Annotated in this window: 17 protein-coding genes and 3 pseudogenes; 12 read left to right on the top strand and 8 right to left on the bottom strand. The window is 67.1% G+C overall.

What is annotated here, in order from left to right; translation table 11 throughout:
• Positions 1-133: 133 nt before the first annotated feature.
• Positions 134-463: pseudogene (locus ACIPEK_RS38825) on the top strand (transposase); the annotation flags it as partial.
• A 568-nt stretch (positions 464-1,031) separates the two neighbouring features.
• Here ACIPEK_RS38825 and ACIPEK_RS38820 read toward each other — a convergent pair.
• Entirely contained in the window at positions 1,032-1,205 is a 174-nt protein-coding gene (locus tag ACIPEK_RS38820; RefSeq protein WP_114243069.1) for a CsbD family protein, read from the bottom strand.
• Positions 1,206-2,092: 887 nt separating this feature from the next.
• On the opposite strand from ACIPEK_RS38820, the gene ACIPEK_RS38815 reads away from it, so the two are divergent.
• The gene (locus tag ACIPEK_RS38815; protein ID WP_402006385.1) at positions 2,093-2,662 is read left to right on the top strand and encodes a type 1 glutamine amidotransferase domain-containing protein; all 570 of its coding nucleotides are present in this window, start codon (positions 2,093-2,095) and stop codon (positions 2,660-2,662) included.
• Positions 2,663-3,350: 688 nt separating this feature from the next.
• On the top strand, positions 3,351-4,553 hold the full coding sequence (locus ACIPEK_RS38810; protein WP_402006383.1) for an IS110 family transposase: 1,203 nt from the start codon (positions 3,351-3,353) through the stop codon (positions 4,551-4,553).
• A 24-nt stretch (positions 4,554-4,577) separates the two neighbouring features.
• On the opposite strand, the gene ACIPEK_RS38805 is transcribed toward ACIPEK_RS38810, so the two are convergent.
• The 4 genes from ACIPEK_RS38805 to ACIPEK_RS38790 all read right to left on the bottom strand — a co-directional run bounded on the left by ACIPEK_RS38805 (position 4,578) and on the right by ACIPEK_RS38790 (position 9,168).
• The gene (locus tag ACIPEK_RS38805; RefSeq protein WP_402006380.1) at positions 4,578-5,105 is read right to left on the bottom strand and encodes a GNAT family N-acetyltransferase; all 528 of its coding nucleotides are present in this window, start codon (positions 5,103-5,105) and stop codon (positions 4,578-4,580) included.
• Between the two features lie 466 nt (positions 5,106-5,571).
• Positions 5,572-5,727, bottom strand: coding sequence for a hypothetical protein (locus ACIPEK_RS38800; RefSeq protein WP_402006377.1), 156 nt, complete (start codon positions 5,725-5,727; stop codon positions 5,572-5,574).
• Between the two features lie 677 nt (positions 5,728-6,404).
• Positions 6,405-6,968, bottom strand: coding sequence for a hemerythrin domain-containing protein (locus ACIPEK_RS38795; protein ID WP_402006375.1), 564 nt, complete (start codon positions 6,966-6,968; stop codon positions 6,405-6,407).
• A 1,930-nt stretch (positions 6,969-8,898) separates the two neighbouring features.
• Positions 8,899-9,168 carry a hypothetical protein gene (locus ACIPEK_RS38790; RefSeq protein ID WP_402006372.1) on the bottom strand — a complete coding sequence of 90 codons (270 nt, stop codon included), beginning with the start codon at positions 9,166-9,168 and terminating at the stop codon, positions 8,899-8,901.
• A 698-nt stretch (positions 9,169-9,866) separates the two neighbouring features.
• Between ACIPEK_RS38790 and ACIPEK_RS38785 the strand changes: the two genes are divergently transcribed.
• From ACIPEK_RS38785 to amaP, 5 genes are read left to right on the top strand one after another with little or no spacing between them, the layout of a single operon-like run.
• Complete coding sequence (locus ACIPEK_RS38785; RefSeq protein ID WP_402006369.1) at positions 9,867-10,298, top strand: Asp23/Gls24 family envelope stress response protein; 432 nt, start codon at positions 9,867-9,869, stop codon at positions 10,296-10,298.
• A gap of 38 nt (positions 10,299-10,336) precedes the next feature.
• On the top strand, positions 10,337-10,546 hold the full coding sequence (locus ACIPEK_RS38780; protein WP_402006366.1) for a hypothetical protein: 210 nt from the start codon (positions 10,337-10,339) through the stop codon (positions 10,544-10,546).
• Positions 10,547-10,560: 14 nt separating this feature from the next.
• Complete coding sequence (locus ACIPEK_RS38775) at positions 10,561-11,013, top strand: Asp23/Gls24 family envelope stress response protein (protein WP_402006363.1); 453 nt, start codon at positions 10,561-10,563, stop codon at positions 11,011-11,013.
• Positions 11,010-11,693: a DUF6286 domain-containing protein gene (locus tag ACIPEK_RS38770; RefSeq protein ID WP_402006360.1), complete on the top strand. Its 684-nt coding sequence runs from the start codon at positions 11,010-11,012 to the stop codon at positions 11,691-11,693. Before ACIPEK_RS38775 ends, ACIPEK_RS38770 begins: the two co-directional genes overlap by 4 nt.
• An 8-nt stretch (positions 11,694-11,701) precedes the next feature.
• Entirely contained in the window at positions 11,702-12,298 is a 597-nt protein-coding gene (amaP, locus tag ACIPEK_RS38765; RefSeq protein WP_402006357.1) for an alkaline shock response membrane anchor protein AmaP, read from the top strand.
• 114 nt (positions 12,299-12,412) lie between these two features.
• Here the strand turns inward: amaP and ACIPEK_RS38760 are convergent, their stop codons facing one another.
• A complete protein-coding gene (locus tag ACIPEK_RS38760; protein ID WP_402006393.1) occupies positions 12,413-13,003 on the bottom strand; it encodes a transposase in 591 nt (196 codons plus the stop codon).
• A gap of 31 nt (positions 13,004-13,034) precedes the next feature.
• Here ACIPEK_RS38760 and ACIPEK_RS38755 point away from each other — a divergent pair, with 31 nt between their 5' ends.
• Together ACIPEK_RS38755 and ACIPEK_RS38750 are read left to right on the top strand one after the other, a co-directional pair.
• Entirely contained in the window at positions 13,035-13,190 is a 156-nt protein-coding gene (locus tag ACIPEK_RS38755) for a DUF6131 family protein (protein ID WP_164495245.1), read from the top strand.
• 155 nt (positions 13,191-13,345) lie between these two features.
• Positions 13,346-13,792: an SRPBCC family protein gene (locus ACIPEK_RS38750; protein WP_327277475.1), complete on the top strand. Its 447-nt coding sequence runs from the start codon at positions 13,346-13,348 to the stop codon at positions 13,790-13,792.
• Between the two features lie 113 nt (positions 13,793-13,905).
• Here the strand turns inward: ACIPEK_RS38750 and ACIPEK_RS38745 are convergent.
• Together ACIPEK_RS38745 and ACIPEK_RS38740 are read right to left on the bottom strand one after the other, a co-directional pair.
• A pseudogene (locus tag ACIPEK_RS38745) lies at positions 13,906-14,124 on the bottom strand (IS30 family transposase); the annotation flags it as partial.
• Positions 14,125-14,479: 355 nt separating this feature from the next.
• Positions 14,480-14,641, bottom strand: coding sequence for a hypothetical protein (locus tag ACIPEK_RS38740; RefSeq protein WP_402006354.1), 162 nt, complete (start codon positions 14,639-14,641; stop codon positions 14,480-14,482).
• Here ACIPEK_RS38740 and ACIPEK_RS38735 point away from each other — a divergent pair.
• Together ACIPEK_RS38735 and ACIPEK_RS38730 are read left to right on the top strand one after the other, a co-directional pair.
• Positions 14,640-14,909, top strand: coding sequence for a gas vesicle protein GvpG (locus tag ACIPEK_RS38735; protein WP_402006351.1), 270 nt, complete (start codon positions 14,640-14,642; stop codon positions 14,907-14,909). The genes ACIPEK_RS38740 and ACIPEK_RS38735 overlap by 2 nt on opposite strands.
• Positions 14,902-15,582 (top strand): annotated as a pseudogene (locus tag ACIPEK_RS38730) (histone protein); the annotation flags it as partial. The gene ACIPEK_RS38735 and the pseudogene ACIPEK_RS38730, both read left to right, overlap by 8 nt.

Raw genomic sequence — 15,582 nt, 5'->3', positions numbered from 1 at the left:
GCGGCGCTTCGGCCGGGGAGCCGGGTCGGACCCGGCGGGCTTGGTGCTGGTCATGAGGGGGTGGTTCTCCTGTCGCGCCCTCTCAGGCTAACCCGTCGAAGCGGAACGTCTCACCCAAGGCTGACAGAGAGGGGACACCGGCTTCCCGAAGGACGGAGTGTCCTCGCCCGGGGTGGCCAGGCAGTACTCCGGCACCCTGGGCAAGGTCGGCAACTGCCAGATCGGCGTCAGTGTCCATGCCGCCTCCGACACCGCATCGTGTCCGCTGTCGTGGCGGCTGTTCCTGCCCCAAAGCTGGGACTGCCCCGAAGCCGCGGACCGGCGGGCCCACTGCCGGATCCCCGACGGTGAGCGTCACCGGCCGAAGTGGCGGCTCGCGCTGGAGATGCTCGACGAACTGGCAGCGGTCGGGCTGCGGCCCGCGGTACTGGTCGCTGATGCCGGCTACGGCGCGAACGCCGACTTGAACCGCCGACTTATATGGGGAAAGCGGGACGCGGTCGGGTTGGCCGCTCGTAGCGTGCCGTAGGACGCCGGTCCAGGAGATGCCGCAGCCTCTGAAAGCCCCAGTGCGTCTACACCTGGTGAGACACTCCATCTGGCTCACGCGCGACAGGGATGCGCCGGCTTGTCAGGCAGTCAACCGGGCCGCACGTTCGCGCAATTCTTGTACCGAGGGCAGTCCATCTCTCGGCACAGGCGGACACGCATGTCCTGCAGCACTGCTTGGACGCAGACCGAGCGAATCCCGTTGGCGCAGTCGAGGAAGTCGGACCAAGGCTGCGCGAATCAGGACCCGGACGGTCACCCAGTGGGCGTTCCGGTGCGGACGTCGTACGGCCTCCCGGCCACCACATCCCGGACAGTCGGCACTCAACGCACATGGCCCTGCCGCCGCCGACCCAGAGCGCACGGCCGCCAAAGTACCGGCGGCCCGGGTCCGGCGGGCCGTCCGGCAAGACATCGCAGCCAGCCCAGTAGCCGACGGCGCGGCCAACACCGGGTTCGCGGCCCCCTCTACGATCAAGGCCCTACTGCCCGGACTTCTTCAGCCGCTCAGCCGCCTTTGCTGCGGTCTCCTGGGCCTTTCCCGTCATTTGCTCGCCGCGGCCCTCTGCCTGCATACGCTCGTCGCCCAAGGCACCGCCAGCGGTTTCCTTCAGCTTGCCCTTGACCTGCTTGGCTTTCGCCTTTCCCTTACCCATGACACTTCCGTCCTTCACTGTGAGGGGGTTGACGTCTCCACCTTGCGCCAGTCAATCTGAGGCCGCAATCGGTGAGGTGTCGCCGCAGAGCGGCGCCCTAGCCGGTCGGGCAGTTCGTGGAACCCAGGACCTGGCCACAGGGGGCAGGTCCGCATCCGGCTGGGAGTCGGGTTCACTCGGACCTGGTCCGGACGGCAGCTGCGGGGCTTGGGGCGCCGGAATTCGGCCTACCGACGACGGGTCTCGGGGCCTCTCCTGGATGAACAGGGATGAACGCCGGGAACAGCAGCCTCATCTGCCTGCTCAGCCCATGTGCTGAGGAACAGCACAGTGGCTTCCTGCTTCGGCTACTCGCTGTACGCTCGCCGCTGGCGCGCCGGACGCGCATGCTGGTCAAGACATCCGATGCAATCTTCTACGGCGAGGTACTCGAGTGGGCCTGCGCCAGGCCCGGCTGCTGGGAGGTCCGCTACGAGACGGCGGCGGCGCGCTCCGGGACGTCGGCAGCGCGGCAGCCCGGATCGTACCGGCCGGTACGATGCTGAGCGGCGAGCGGACGAGTCCGCGCTGGATTCTCTTCTTCCCGTACCGAATGCTGGCACGGCGGGGGTGGCCTCCCGGCATTGCGGCGGAACCATCGGCCGGGTAGTAGAGGGCGATCACCGCAACAGCTCTGTCGTGCGGCCCCCGCGGCGCGGTCTTCGATGCCGGGTCTCCACGCAGCCCCTTGATCATCACTGTGGCGGTTAAGCTCGGGCCCGACGCTGTTTCCGGTCGGTCCCCGCGGGCCGGGAGGCCGGGCAGGGCAGCAATGGGCGCAGGGATTCGAGGCATCCGCGACGGCACACCGCTCCCGCCGGACCGTTCCATCCCGAAAGGATCTGGGAATGTCCGACAACGACGTGAGCATGCGGAGGGTCCTGGCAATCGTCACGAACTACGGCGTCGAGCAGGACGAACTTCTGGTGCCCCTCGAACACCTGCGGGACTGGGGCGCCGACGTGGACGTCGCTGCCGTGTCGGCGGACGATATTCAGACCCTGGTCGGCGACAGGGCTCCCGGCAAGACCATCCGACCCGAACTCACTCTGAGCGACGTCCACCCGGCCGATTACGACCTACTGCTCGTGCCAGGTGGCACGTTGAACGCCGATACGCTGCGCCAGCAGGAATCGGCGACGGAGATCATCCGCTCCTTCACATCGTCCAGTCGCCCCATAGCGGCCATCTGCCACGGACCCTGGACCTTGGTCGAAGCGGGTGTCATCGAAGGTAAGAGACTCACGTCCTACCGCTCGCTGAGGACAGACATCGCCAATGCCGGTGGCGAATGGGACGACGAGCCGGTCATCAAGGACGACTCCCACGGCTGGACGCTCATCACCTCGCGAAACCCAGACGATCTGGAGCCCTTCCTGCGAGAGATCGACGCGGCGCTCGCCGTAGATACCCACTGAGCGGACCGGTAGGCCGGTCCCCGCTGCGCGCCACCGGCTCACGGGAGGACTCATCCATGTCGGCGTGCAAACGGATCACAGGCCACCATGCGGGTCTCGTCAGGCACACCTGCAACAGCTCCAGATCGGGTCGAAGTACCCGTATGGCGATTTTCGCACCGCGGGAGATCACGGTCAGCCTCCTCCTGCCTGCCGCACCTGCCCTCCACTCCTCGATGTAGCCGCCCCCGCTCCCATGCCGGTGTCCTCTCGTGAGACTCCGCAGGTCAGCTGCTTGTCCCTCTCGGCTGTCCCTAAGGATTCGGACACGATCGTGAGACTGACCGGCTGGACACGGCGTGAGACACCGCGAGAAGCCACAGGTCACAGCGTCGCCGTAGGACACGAGCGGCGAGACCCTATGTGTGTCGGGAAGCGGACGGGAGCACCGGGGAAGGGTGCCCCCCGTTACCTTTTTCGTGGCTCCGAAATGGGGCTCCCGGCCTCCGGGCCCGGCATGACTGTGTCCCCCTGTCGTACGCATGATCCGGGGCGTGGTGTCACCGGGCACCGGAAGCACCGGTAGACCGCTGATTAGGGGCACGACCGCCGACCCGGTGACGGGTACGGCAGGCCTTCGTAACGTGGATGCCGGCATCTGGTGCCGTAGGTGAGGCCGGGGACACGAGCGCGTCAGCGGAGGCTGTTGGTGATCGAGATCGGTGAGGTGGCCGTCTTCCTCGGCCTGGATGTCGGCAAGGGCGAACACCACGGGCGGGGCCTGACCCCGGCCGGCAAGACCGTCTTCGACAAGCGGCTGCCCAACAGCGAGCCCAAGCTGCGGGCCCTGTTCGACAAGCTGAGCGCGAAGTACGGCACCGTGCTGGTGGTCGTCGACCAGCCCGCCAACATCGGCGCCCTGCCGCTGGCCGTCGCCCGCGACGCGGGCTGTCTGGTTGCCTACTTGCCCGGGCTGACCATGCGCCGGATCGCCGACCTTTACCCCGGCGAGGCCAAGACCGACGCCCGCGACGCGTTCATCATCACCGACGCCGCCCGCACCATGCCCCACACCCTGCGTGCCCTGGCCGCCACCGACGAGACCATCGCCGAGCTCGACATGCTCGCCGGATACGACGATGACCTCGCCGGCGAGGTCACCCGCACTTCCAACCGGCTGCGCGGCTTGCTCACCCAGATCCACCCCTCGCTGGAACGGGTCCTGGGCCCGCACATCCAGCACCCGGCCGTACTCACCATCCTGGAGCGATACGGCTCCCCGGCCCTGATCCGCAAAGCCGGACGCCGCCGCCTGATCACCCTGATCCGGCCCGAGGCACCGAGAATGGCAGAGCGCCTGATCGAGGACATCTTCACCGCCCTCGACGAGCAGACCGTCGTCGTCGCGGGCACCGGCGCGGCCACCACCATCGTGCCCGGCCTCGCCGCCCAACTGCGCGCCCACCTCGCTCAACGCACCGCCCTGGAACGGCAGATCGCCGACCTTCTGGAGGCCCACCCTCTTTCGAAGCTCCTGACGTCGATGCCGGGGATAGGCGTCAGGACCGGCACGCGCATCCTCATCGACGTCGGCGACGCCAGCACCTTCGCCACCTCCGGCCACCTCGCGGCCTACGCCGGCCTGGCCCCCGCCTCCCGCATCTCCGGCTCCTCCATCCGCGGCGAACAACCCTCAAGGCGCGGAAACAAGCAGCTCAAACGCGCCTTCTTCCTCGCCGCGTTCGCCTCCCTCGCCGACCCGGCCTCCCGCACCTACTACGACCGCAAACGCACCCAGGGCAAAACCCACACCCAAGCTCTTCTCTGCCTCGCCCGACGACGCGTCGACGTGCTGTTCGCCATGCTCCGCGACGGCACCTTCTACGAATCACGACCCGCAACAGCCGCCTGACCTGGGGCGTAAGGAAACCGACCTCTACAAGGAAGAACCGTCCACACCCGGCAGGTGCACTGCGCCGCTCGGCGGATCGGGCTTGCCCAACTCCAGCTCCCCAACCTTCTCATCCCCGCTCATCTCCCCGGTCAGCCGGAACCCCAGCCCCAGGTAGAAACCCTCGGGGCCGTCCTCGCCCGGGTGCCAGGTGGCGGTCAGTCGGGTGCCACCACGGCGGCGGATTTCGGCGGCCACGGACTCGACCGCGAAGCGGCCGTATCCGCGTCCCTGTTCGCCGGCCGCGATGTTGAGCCTCCACAGTCCCGAGCGGATGTCGGCGCCTTTGCCGTCGCCCGCGAAGTCGATGTCGAGAAAGGCCATGAGGAAGCCGACTGGCCTCTCGCCGTCGAAGATGAGGCGGGGCCAAGCTATGCCTGGGTATACGTATGCCTCGGCCAGGGACTTCATCACCGGCGCCACCAGGTGCTCCTGGTCAGGGCGGACCTTCAGGCCGATCGCGACATCGAAGTTGGCGGCAGTAACCGTTTCCAGGCGGAGCGTAGTTGTCATACGGAAACCGTAAGCCAACGGATCAAGTGGTTTTCCTGGCGTCGCACGCCTCCGCAGACGACGACCGCCGACCACCCCCGGCCCCGTGCACTGGTCCACGGAACACAGTTTTGGGGCCGACCACGGCCACCGACGCTTGACGAAGGAGATAGGGGCACCCCCCGCGCAGGGAGTCGGGGCGCAACCGGGCCACCGCCCGTAAACCGATCCTCATGCGGAGCGGGTGTGATCGCATACGGAGACGCAGCGCACCACAGCGGGCCGAGCGCGGTATCCGGATATCCGGACGACAGAGACGGCAGGCCAGTGCGCTGTCCTCGGCGGGCGGGCTCACTGCCTGCTCGCGCGACAGCCTTCGCCGATGCCCTGCTCGACCGTCCAGTCCAAGGGTGGGGACGGGGGCTGGCGTCCGGTATGCACGCTTGGCGCCCTTCCTCTTCCTTCGGCCAGCGGCGGGTAGCTGTCGTCAGGTATCGGACACGGTGAAGAGGGCGCCATCGGAATCGCGGATGACGAAGGCGTCGAATGAGGCATCGGCGAGTGAGGGAACCGGTGAGGATTCGCCCCTGGCAGCAACGGCGGCCGCCGCGGCCTGCTTGCTGCTCTGGACACGGAAGTCCACGATCCACCGGGGGGCCGGATTCTCGGGTCCGGGTCGGTTTCGATACCTCCGCCGCGCAGGGTGGCGACGGTGTGTCCCGCGGCCTGGATGAGGACGTGGTCCTGCGCGTAGCCGACCGTGCAACCGCCGGGCAATTGGGCCCAGTCGAAGATCTCCGCGTGGAAGATGGCGCCTCGAACGCGTCGCAGGTCTGCAGGTCCAGCCGGGCTGGAGCACTGCCCCGCCCCACGGACCAGAACAGGACCGGGCCTTCCCAGAATCCGAACACGGCACCGTCACGGTCGGCAGCGATCCCGACGCGGCCCTCGCCCAGGGGAAGCGGCCCCACGGCGAGCGTGGGGCCGCGCTCGCCGATCCGGACCGCCGTCTCATCCGCGTTCTTGACGGCGAAGTACGGGGTCCAAACGGCTGGAGGGCCACCAGCTAAGCAGCATCCGATTCCGGCGACCGGTTCACCATAGGCAAGAGCCGCCGAAAAGTTGCTGCCCAGGATGCTCTCCCGGAACTTCCAGCCCATGACATCGGTATAGAAGGACTGTGCTGCCTGCGCGCAGATCCTGCGCCATCAGATTCACCCAGCAGGGCGCGCCGGTCACCGGCCTGATCTTTTCGAGGGTCGGCATTCGATACTCCTCCGGCTGTGTGACGGTCGGCGAGGCATGTTGGCGGTCTGGGGTTCAGCCTTTGGTCGTGCGGCCGCTGAGCAGGTCGCGTACGCGGTCCACCAGCCCGACCCCGGGCACGAGCAGCTTGTTGGCGGGCGGGGTGTTCGGGAGCGAGGGGTGGGGGCGGGTGGGGGCCATCTCCTTGGCCCGGCGCACCAGCCGCCCCAGCTCGTCCAGCTTCGCGGGTGGGAGGGACGCTGCGAGTCTCGGGAACAGTTCGTGCTCCTCCTCGCGAACGTGGGAGGCGACCGCGAACTTCAGCTTAGCGACGATGTCGTTGAACTGCGGATCAACGGCGTGCAGGTCTTCGAGGTCCTTGAGCATCTGCTCGACCTTGGCATGATCGGCGAGTTCCTTGTCCGCCAGTGCCGCACCGTCCGATACGTGATTGCGTACCGTCGGATACAGGTGCAACTCCTCGGCAACCGAGTGCCGTACCAGTTCCGCGGTCAGCCGGTCCGCCAGTTCGCGCCGCTGCGGATGGTCGACGGGCTGCGCTTCGATCTGCGTGAACAGTGCCTCCAGCTCACGATGATCGGCCGTGAGCTCCGTGATCACATTGCCGCCGTGTCCCATGACAGTCCCTTTCCTCTTTCTCGGGTTCATCGCCCCTCAGAAGGAGGGTGCAGACGCCCAGACAACAGCCATGGACGCAAAACCTGCGCCTTGCTCGCGAAGACAGACCCGGCGCTCACCTCCCCGGCGCAGCCACGTCAGGGCACACACTGCTGCCCCTGGTTTCCTGGGGCCGGCCTGGAATACGGCTACTCGTGACGGTGGGCGTCGGCTCCGCGCGGCGGTGGCAGGCTCCTGCCCTCACACTGGCCCCGACCACGCTCCACCGCGCGTCACCGTCACAGTGCCCGCGCCCGCACCGCCGGCCAGGGCGCCATCCGGACATGCATCAGGCACTTGGCTCATCAGGGCCCCGCGTATTGGCGATGTAGCTGTCCGGGGCGGCACATGCAGGCCCAGACGTACAGGGAACGCCGAGCACGCCACGGGTGCCGGGGAGTGCAAACGATGCTCGAACCTGTTACCGCCCGCGGCTTCGCCTACTACGAGCTCACAACCGAGATGATGCAGCGCGTTCTTGTCCCCCCAGACAGTCGCTGTGTGATGAGCAACCACGGCCGCCCTCCGCGCCCGACGCGGCGAGCGGAACTGACAGCCCGGCCCCTCCCGCTGCCGACCAAGACAGCGCCGCGCTCCTCTCTCGCTCTGCCCTCCACTCCTGCAAGGCCCCCGAAACCAGAACGGCAAAAGTTTGCGGACAGCCCCGGGCCGGAAGCGCCGCCGGGCGGGGCCCGATGAAGTCGGGGGACGAGGCCACCGCGCAGCTGGATGACCTCCCGGGTGGAGCCGAGGGTGAAGCCACCCGTAACCAGCTGGCATATGACGCTTCCGGCGTGCTGCGAAGCAGCCTCCCCCACATCGCCACCGTGGAGGAAGACGTTGCGAAGGATGTTGTCGTCACCCCGTCCAACCCGAAAGACGCCGAGCACCTGCGTCAGGAAGTCGTTCAGCAACTGACCTTCTCTGCCTGCGCCCTGCAGATGGCAGACCCCACAGCACAACACGAGCACCTGGTTGGCTGGGCACCGGCCCACGGGCAGTTGGTCCGGTCTCCTCCAGCCGTACCGTCGGCTGCATGGCTTTGTTCGCGAGGTTCTCGCGAACAAAGCCAGCTGCACTTCCGCGTCCGCACGGAGGCCAAGAGTGAGCCCTGCGCCATCCACGCTGAGCAAAACCTCTATCCCAACAGCCTGCGAGCAGTTCCTGACAAATACTTCATCCCCTCATCCTCGGCGCGGGAAGGGGTTGCTCCCCCACTCGTCGCGAGCCGACGAGCCAGGAACGCAATGTCGCGCCGCGATGATCAGCTGCCCCTTGAAGAGAACGACGCACACCCCCTGCGCGCCAAGGCCAACAGCTGTCTCTGCTTCAGGCAGACGACGCTGATACGGATGCCTTCGGCAGTGGGGCGGTCCTTGCTGGCGACCCCACCGTGGTCGCAGAGTTCGAAGCCAAGAGGTACCGGCGAGCCGACCACCTGTGCTGGCCATGGCTCGACGCGGTGAGCTCGATTGGAAACGGCATCCGGACTGCCGAACCAGGGGCCTCCCCCTCCTCCTGTGGTGAGCCACCCAGGGAGCATGCGACGGATGCTGCCGTCACGAAGAATGATCTCGAATAGTGGACCGTGGTCGGGTGATACGTCGCCGTGAACTGTCTGATTCCGAGCGGGGATTTGTCCGGTCGCTGCTGCCAGGGTCCTTGCCGGGCCGGAAGCGACTGAACGACCGCAACGCGCTCGATGGGGTCGCAAGGAAGTTCCGGACCGGGGCGCCCTGGGGGACGTGCCAGCGATACGGCCCGTGGGCCACACTGCACACCGTTTCCACCGCTGAGCCAAGGACGGCACCTTCGAGCGGATGCTCCGGCCGGCCCAGGCGGAAGGAAACGCGGCTGGCCTCAGTGTCAACAACGCTCGTGATCAATACAGTTAGGCCGCGGTTTCTGCGATGAGGACGGCGGCGGTTACCGGGCCCGAGGTGTCACTGGTGGCTGCGTCGGCTACCGCCGCCCGGACGGCTCGGGCTACTTCCAGTGGTTGGTATCCGGCGGCGACCGCAAGCTGGACCTCGATGTGCTGGCCTGGTGGATGGTCATGTTGCTCCACTTTGACCGGGTGGCTTCCCAGCACGGGGGTGAGGCGGGACACGCCCGGAACAGCCGCTGCGACGTCGGCCAGCTCCCCGATGGGGCCCCTCATGGGCCCTGTTCCGGTCGTTGGGAGCGAGCTTCGCGCGGCTGCAGCCTCCGGCGAGGACCCCATGGCGTTCTCTGCGGTCTGCGGCCTGACGTCTCTCTCCGGGCCCTCATGGAGATCCGTGACGCGCAGGTCAACTGCCACGGTGGCCAGGCCGAGCCGTTCAGCGGCCACGTTGAGCAATGTGCTCCTCAACTGCTCCGCGGTGCGGGGCAGTGGCTGCCCCATAAATGCGGTGAATGCGGCCTCGATCCTGAGCGGGCCAGGCGGTAGCGCGCTGGCCGGCGGATGGACGGACGGCTCGGACACGGGCCCGAGCGATGCCGGTCCGATGCGCAGGCTCTCCAGCCAAACGCCAGGAATCTCGGCGGCCGTGCGCCCGAGGGCCCGGACGGCTGCTTGCTCGGTGATCCACGTCCCGTCGTCAGGCCCTCCGAGCGGGAGCAGCCGACCCAGGTCGAGCTGGCGCCGTACTGCGTGCATCCACGCCTCAGTTTTCACCGGCCTCTCACCCTCTTCCATGGCCGCGGTTCTCCCCCTCCCGCACTGCGCCCCAACTCCGCAGGGCTCTGGGCAGGGGCACTTCGTACCACTCGTTGGACCACCCCGTCTCACGGTTCGCGCTTCTGATAAAACCCACTAAAACGAATATAATCCGATCAAAGAGTGCTAGGTGATCTCCTTCAGGGAGGAATAGCCCGATGACTGAGAACACCGGCGGAAAGCACGGCGGTGCGCCCGGCTCTCGCGGTCGGACGACCATTGCCGACGTGGTGGTAGAGAAGATCGCCGGAATGGCGGCACGCGATGTGCCCGGCGTCCATGCCCTGGGCAGTGGATTCGCGCGCTCGATGGGATCCGTGCGGGAGCGGATGCCCGGCGCCGGCAGTGGCAAATCCGTCACGCGCGGGGTCAGCGTCGAGGTGGGAGAGGTGCAGGCGGCCATCGATCTGGAGATCGTCGTCGACTACGGCGTCTCCATCACGGACGTGGCCAGTGACGTGCGCGAGAACGTGATCTCCGCAGTGGAGCGGATGGCGGGCCTGGAAGTCGTGGAAGTCGATATCGCGGTCAGCGATGTGAAGCTGCCCGACGAGGAGGACGAAGAGGAACAGCGGCAGCGGGTTCAGTAGCCAAGGGGGAGCAGCCCGCTTGAGCGAAGGAGCGCGTGATGAGCAAGGCTGTGGTCGGCTTGATTGCCGGAATGGCACTGGGCTTCGCCGGATACTTCGGTGGCTTCTGGGCCTTCCTGCTGGTGCTGATACTGGGCGCCGTCGGACTTGTCGCCGGGCGCTTGATGGAAGGTGATCTCGAACCGGGTGACTTCATCCGCCGCCGTGACGACCACCAGCGGATGCGCGATGACCGGCGACAGACTTAGGGAGACTGGGGGCAGTGACCAGTGACGTCGATCGTCGTCCGGGCATTCCTCGCGGGGAGCGGGGTGCGACCACCGTCTCCGACCGAGTCGTTGCGAAGATTGCTTCCCACGTGGCCCGCGAGGCGCTGAGCCGGTTCACCGAGTCGGCCGGCCACGTACCGCCCGGCCGCCGGACACCACGCGTGACGGCGTCTGTGCGGCGGGCACCGGAGCGGAACGAGAACGCCGCAGGACGGGACGGCGATCCTGCCAATAGCCGTCCGGCCGTGCTCGGCGAAGTACGGATGCACATCGCCGTGGAGCTGGGCTATCCGTCCGACATCGGGGCTCAGTGCGCTGCGGTGCGCCGCGAGGTCATCGAGCGACTCAGGAGATGGGCCGTCATGGACGTGTCCGAACTCACGGTGTCGGTCGAGAGGCTGCACTCGGTGCACTCGCGGCATGGAGACCGGGAGAGAGTGAGATGAGCGCGAGCACCTGGCGGCAGCCGACCGGCGATGACGACATTCCCTCCGGTACGGGACAGGCAACTACGTCTGGGGGCAATCCCCCGGGCAAGGGCACGACGGCAGCGGTCCATAGAGCGGGCCGGCCGGCGCGCCGCTTCTGGTCCGCACGGCGGATCCCGGCAGCCGTTGTGGCGCTGCTGTCCGTCGCAGCCGTTGGGCTGCTCCTGTACGACGTGGTCTCGGTGCGGGCAGACCGGCCCGGGATGAGCTGGCGACGGCGTCTCGCCGAGGAACTGGCCACACGACCACTGCATGACATCTGGATGACCGTCGGGGCCGCAGTGGCGATGGCCCTTGGCCTGTGGCTTTTCCTGCTGGCGGTGACGCCGGGACTGCGCAGACTGCTACCCATGCGCCATCCCGCCGGAATCCCCAGAACAGGGGAGGTCCGCGCCGGGCTCGACCGCCACGCAGCCGCCCTGATTCTGCGCGACCGGGCCGTACGGGTGTCCGGTGTGCAATCGGCACGGGTCGATGTCGGCCGCCGGAAGGTCAAAGCCCGGGCACAGGCACATTTCCGCGATCTCAACGAGGTCCACGCGGATCTGGACGCCGCGCTGAGCAAAGCCGCAACGAACTTGGGGCTCGCCCAGCAGCCCACGCTGGACGTGCGCGTCCGGCGCCCGAAGAAGGGGTGAAGTGTCCCATGCTCAAGGCGGTGAACCGGGTGCTGCTGGGGCTACTCGGCCTTGGACTGTTCGCCCTGGGTGGCGGCGTGCTGCTGGGTGGGCTGGATCTGCAGCGCCACTGGGGGTTCGACGTGCCGGGCTGGTGGCCCTTCCGAGGTCCGAACGATGTCGTGCTGGGCACCGAGGGACGCACCCGGTGGCGGGAAGAGGACTGGTGGTGGCCGGCCGTCATTGCGGTGCTCGCCGTGCTTCTCGCGCTGCTGCTGTGGTGGCTTCTGGCGCAACTGCGCAGACACCGGCTGGGCCAGGTCCTCATCGAGAGCGAAGACGACTCGACGGCCCGGCTCAACGGCCGCGCGCTGGAGGACGCAATCGAGGAAGAGGCGCAGGTCCTGGACGGGATCTCGCAGGCTCATGTGCGGCTGACGGGTCGGCGTACTGCTCCGGCCGCACGAGTACGGCTGTTGCTGAAGCCTCACGCGGAACCGGCGCGAACTCTGGAGCAACTGAGCCGGGAAACGCTCGCACACGCACGGGACTCGGCAGGCCTGGACCGCCTCCCGTCGGAGGTCCGACTCCGGGAAGTCCGCCACCGCGCCCGCCGCATCGCCTAGGTGATCTGTCCACGAAGATCGGTGACAGATATCGCCGGTGTGGTGATCCTGAACAGGTGAGGGCCTTCTGAGTTCGGTGTGGATTGCGACATCTCCACCGACCAGCAGGAGGCCTTATGCGGGTCTGCCAAACGACCGGGGCAGCTCACGTTGTTGAGGTTTCTGGCGGACTGCTGAGAGACGGCCGTCGAGGTGATGTCGAAGGCGTTCAGTGCGGTCCTCCAACACATGGTCCAACGGGCTTGACCCTTGCCGGTGAAGTCCAGGGACGTGATCTCCATGTTGACGCGCTTCAGTGTGGCCTTCGTTGGGGAAGTGACCGCGGACCTTGCCCCCCTCCGGCAGAGGCTTCTGCCGCTGGCGTACGATCTTCGGCTCGAACGCGCCTTCACGGTCCCTGGGCGCGGTGATCTCCATTGGGCCGACGTCGGTCCGTACCGTCTTGGAGCGGGTCCCGTTGTGGGAGGTGCCGCCATAGAGCCTCGTGCAGACGGGGCCATGCCCCTTAGATTTGAACCGCGCTTTCCAGGACGGTTGTCGGAAGCTGATGAGTTGCGTCACGGCGCCTCCGGTGCCGAGCGCACTGGCGATGACGGCCAGGCGGAAGCGCAGGATGCGCCTGCCCTCGCGGCATGGCCTCTTCCCTGGTCTGGTGGACGACCGCCTCGCGCGGTCTGCATCGCCGTGTGTATGTGTGAGGCGCATACTGAAAAGACCTGGGAGAACGGAGGACGCCATGATCATCCTCGGCGTCATTCTACTGGTCATCGGTCTGGTGGCCGGCATATCGATCCTGTGGACCATCGGTATCGTGCTCGTCGCGATCGGCATCGTTCTTTGGATCCTGGGTGCCGTCGGGCACGCGGTGGGCGGTCGACGGCATTACTGGTAGGGCTGCTTGTTCCGGCTCCCCGTGCGGCCATGTGATGTCCAGCGGCGGCTGTGATCTCGGTGTGCTCGGGTGCCGCATGCTCGATGCGGATGTTGGTGCCCGGCCCGCAGATCGCTACCAGGGTCGGGAATTCAGCGTCCCGGATGGGAGCACACATGGCTGTACGTCATCAGCTCATCGCCCGGGAACCGTCCGTACTCTGGGCAGTTCTGGAGGACGAGAGCCGTTACACGGACTGGGTGGTGGGGACCTTTGACTCCGGCCCGGGCGACGGGCGTTGGCCGGAAGTCGGATCGTCGATCAAATACACGGTGCGTGTGGGGCCGAAGGAGTTCGACGGACGCACGACGGTCCGTCGCCTCGACGCGCCGCGCGCGCTGGAACTCGAAGCGCACGGAGGGCCGTTGGGTACGGCACGGATCGCCTTCGACATCCGGCCGTGGGGCGACAAGACCCTGGTCATTCTCGACGAGCATCCGCTGCGCGGACTGGGAGGGAGTCTCCACAACACAGTTCTCGACGCCTTTGCGCAGATTCGGCACCGCAGCATGCTGCGACGACTGGCGGAAGTCGTCGAAGGAATGCCCCAGGACACGGGGTGAGCGACAGGACGGGAGGACCAGGCCCAACAGTTCGTCTTCCCACCGATGCCCGGTGGCCGGCGGATTCGAGGGGTCGTCTCATCACTGCTGGTCAGCTGACTGAGTCCAGTAGCTTTAGCTAGACGCTCGGCTGGGGCTTCCCAGCCGAGCGTCTTTCGTGGTCGGCTGTTGAGTTCGGCGGCCACCACCTCCACGCCCTGGTCCCAGGTCAGGGAAAGCCACAGGTGCGGCGGAAGGGATTGGACCGTCGCGGCGAGAGCGTTACGGGTGGCCAGGACACTGTGGCCGCACGGCAGATGTACGAGCATCAGATAGCGGGTGGAGCGCTCGACCGCGAGGTGGCGGCGAGAGTGGTGCTCCTGGCTGCAACGTCGCGCGCCGCAGTTACGCGGAGCGTCTGGCTCGCCCTTGCCCGGCGTGGACTCGCACACGCCACGACCACAGTCGTGGAACAGCCCTTCGTGCACCCGGCTGGCAGCGTGACCATACGACCGGCACCTGGACCCCGCAGCCATGCAAAGGATGGGCTCGTGCACCGTCGTCCGCTACACCGCCAAAACATCGATCACCAAAACTGTCGCCCACCCCGGCTGGTGCGCCCGACAGCTCCTCAAGGTGCGAGGCGCCCGATACCGATCAGACTTGGATGCATGGCAGAAGAACGTCGGCCGCGCGACGGGAACACTTCTACGACAGCCGCGTGGCGAAAACGACGACTTCCGAAGCGCGGCGGAGCAATTCGGAAGCGCGCACCGCGAACACGTCGAGCTGCGTCTTGCGGGCCCGCTGCCCTGTTGCAACGTCGTCGCCGCTGCAGGCACTCACGTGCAGGCCGCCGGAGTCTGGCATGGGACTGATCACAGGACTTCTCACGCTCCCCAACACACCGGTCCGCGGAGTGATCTGGGTGGCAGAGAAGCTCAACGACGCTGCCGAGCGCGACCTGCACCACCCAGGAATGCTCAGTGCCCAGCTGGCTGTACTAAACCGGGAGTTTGAAGAGGAGATATCAGCACGGAGGATTTCGAACCGGGAAGAGGAAGGGCTGCTCGACCGGCTGCATGCTGCACAGGTCGGCCCCGCACCGAACGATCGAAGGTGGCGCACTCATGGATGACACAGCCAAGGTGGCCCTCGCGGCCGCTGTAGTGGGCGGCTATGTGCTGGGCCGGACGAAGAAGGGCCGGCTGGCGCTGACCATAGCGACGTATCTGGCAGGGAGACGATTCGGCCTCGAACCCCGACATCTTGCCGCCGAAGGGATGCGCAGACTCGGAGAGATTCCCCAGTTCGCCGAGCTGCAGGAGCAGCTGAAAGGGGAAGTCTTCGACGCAGGCCGTAAGGCAGTGGCTGCCGCCGCCGACCGGGGCATGAGTTCGCTGGCCGACGCCCTCAGCGACCGCACGGCACGGCTCGGCGAGAAGCAGGATGAGGGGGACGAGGAGGAGTACGAGGAGGCGTACGAGCCGGAAGAGGGAGGCGCGGAGTACGAGGAAGAGGAGGAACCGGAAGAGGAAGAGGAAGAGCCGGAGGCCGAGTACGAAGAGGGCCAGGCTGAGGAAGAGGAGGAAGAGGAGGAACAGCCGGAAGAAGAATACGAGGAAGAGGAAGAGCCGGAAGAGAGGCAGCCGAAGCGGCGCCGCAGTTCTCTCCAACCAGCCCAGCCCAGAGGGGGCGCGGCACGCAAGAAGGCCGCTCCAGCCCGCGGAGAGAAGCCTCGGACGGCCAAGAAGTCTGCCGCCCGGAAGGCGGCCCCGCCAAAGAAGACGGCTGCGAAGAAAACTGCTCCG

It is taken from the genome of Streptomyces sp. NPDC088246 (assembly GCF_044741025.1).
In the GTDB taxonomy this organism is placed as follows: Bacteria; Actinomycetota; Actinomycetes; order Streptomycetales; family Streptomycetaceae; genus Streptomyces.
This window is presented reverse-complemented; position numbering and strand designations above follow the sequence as displayed.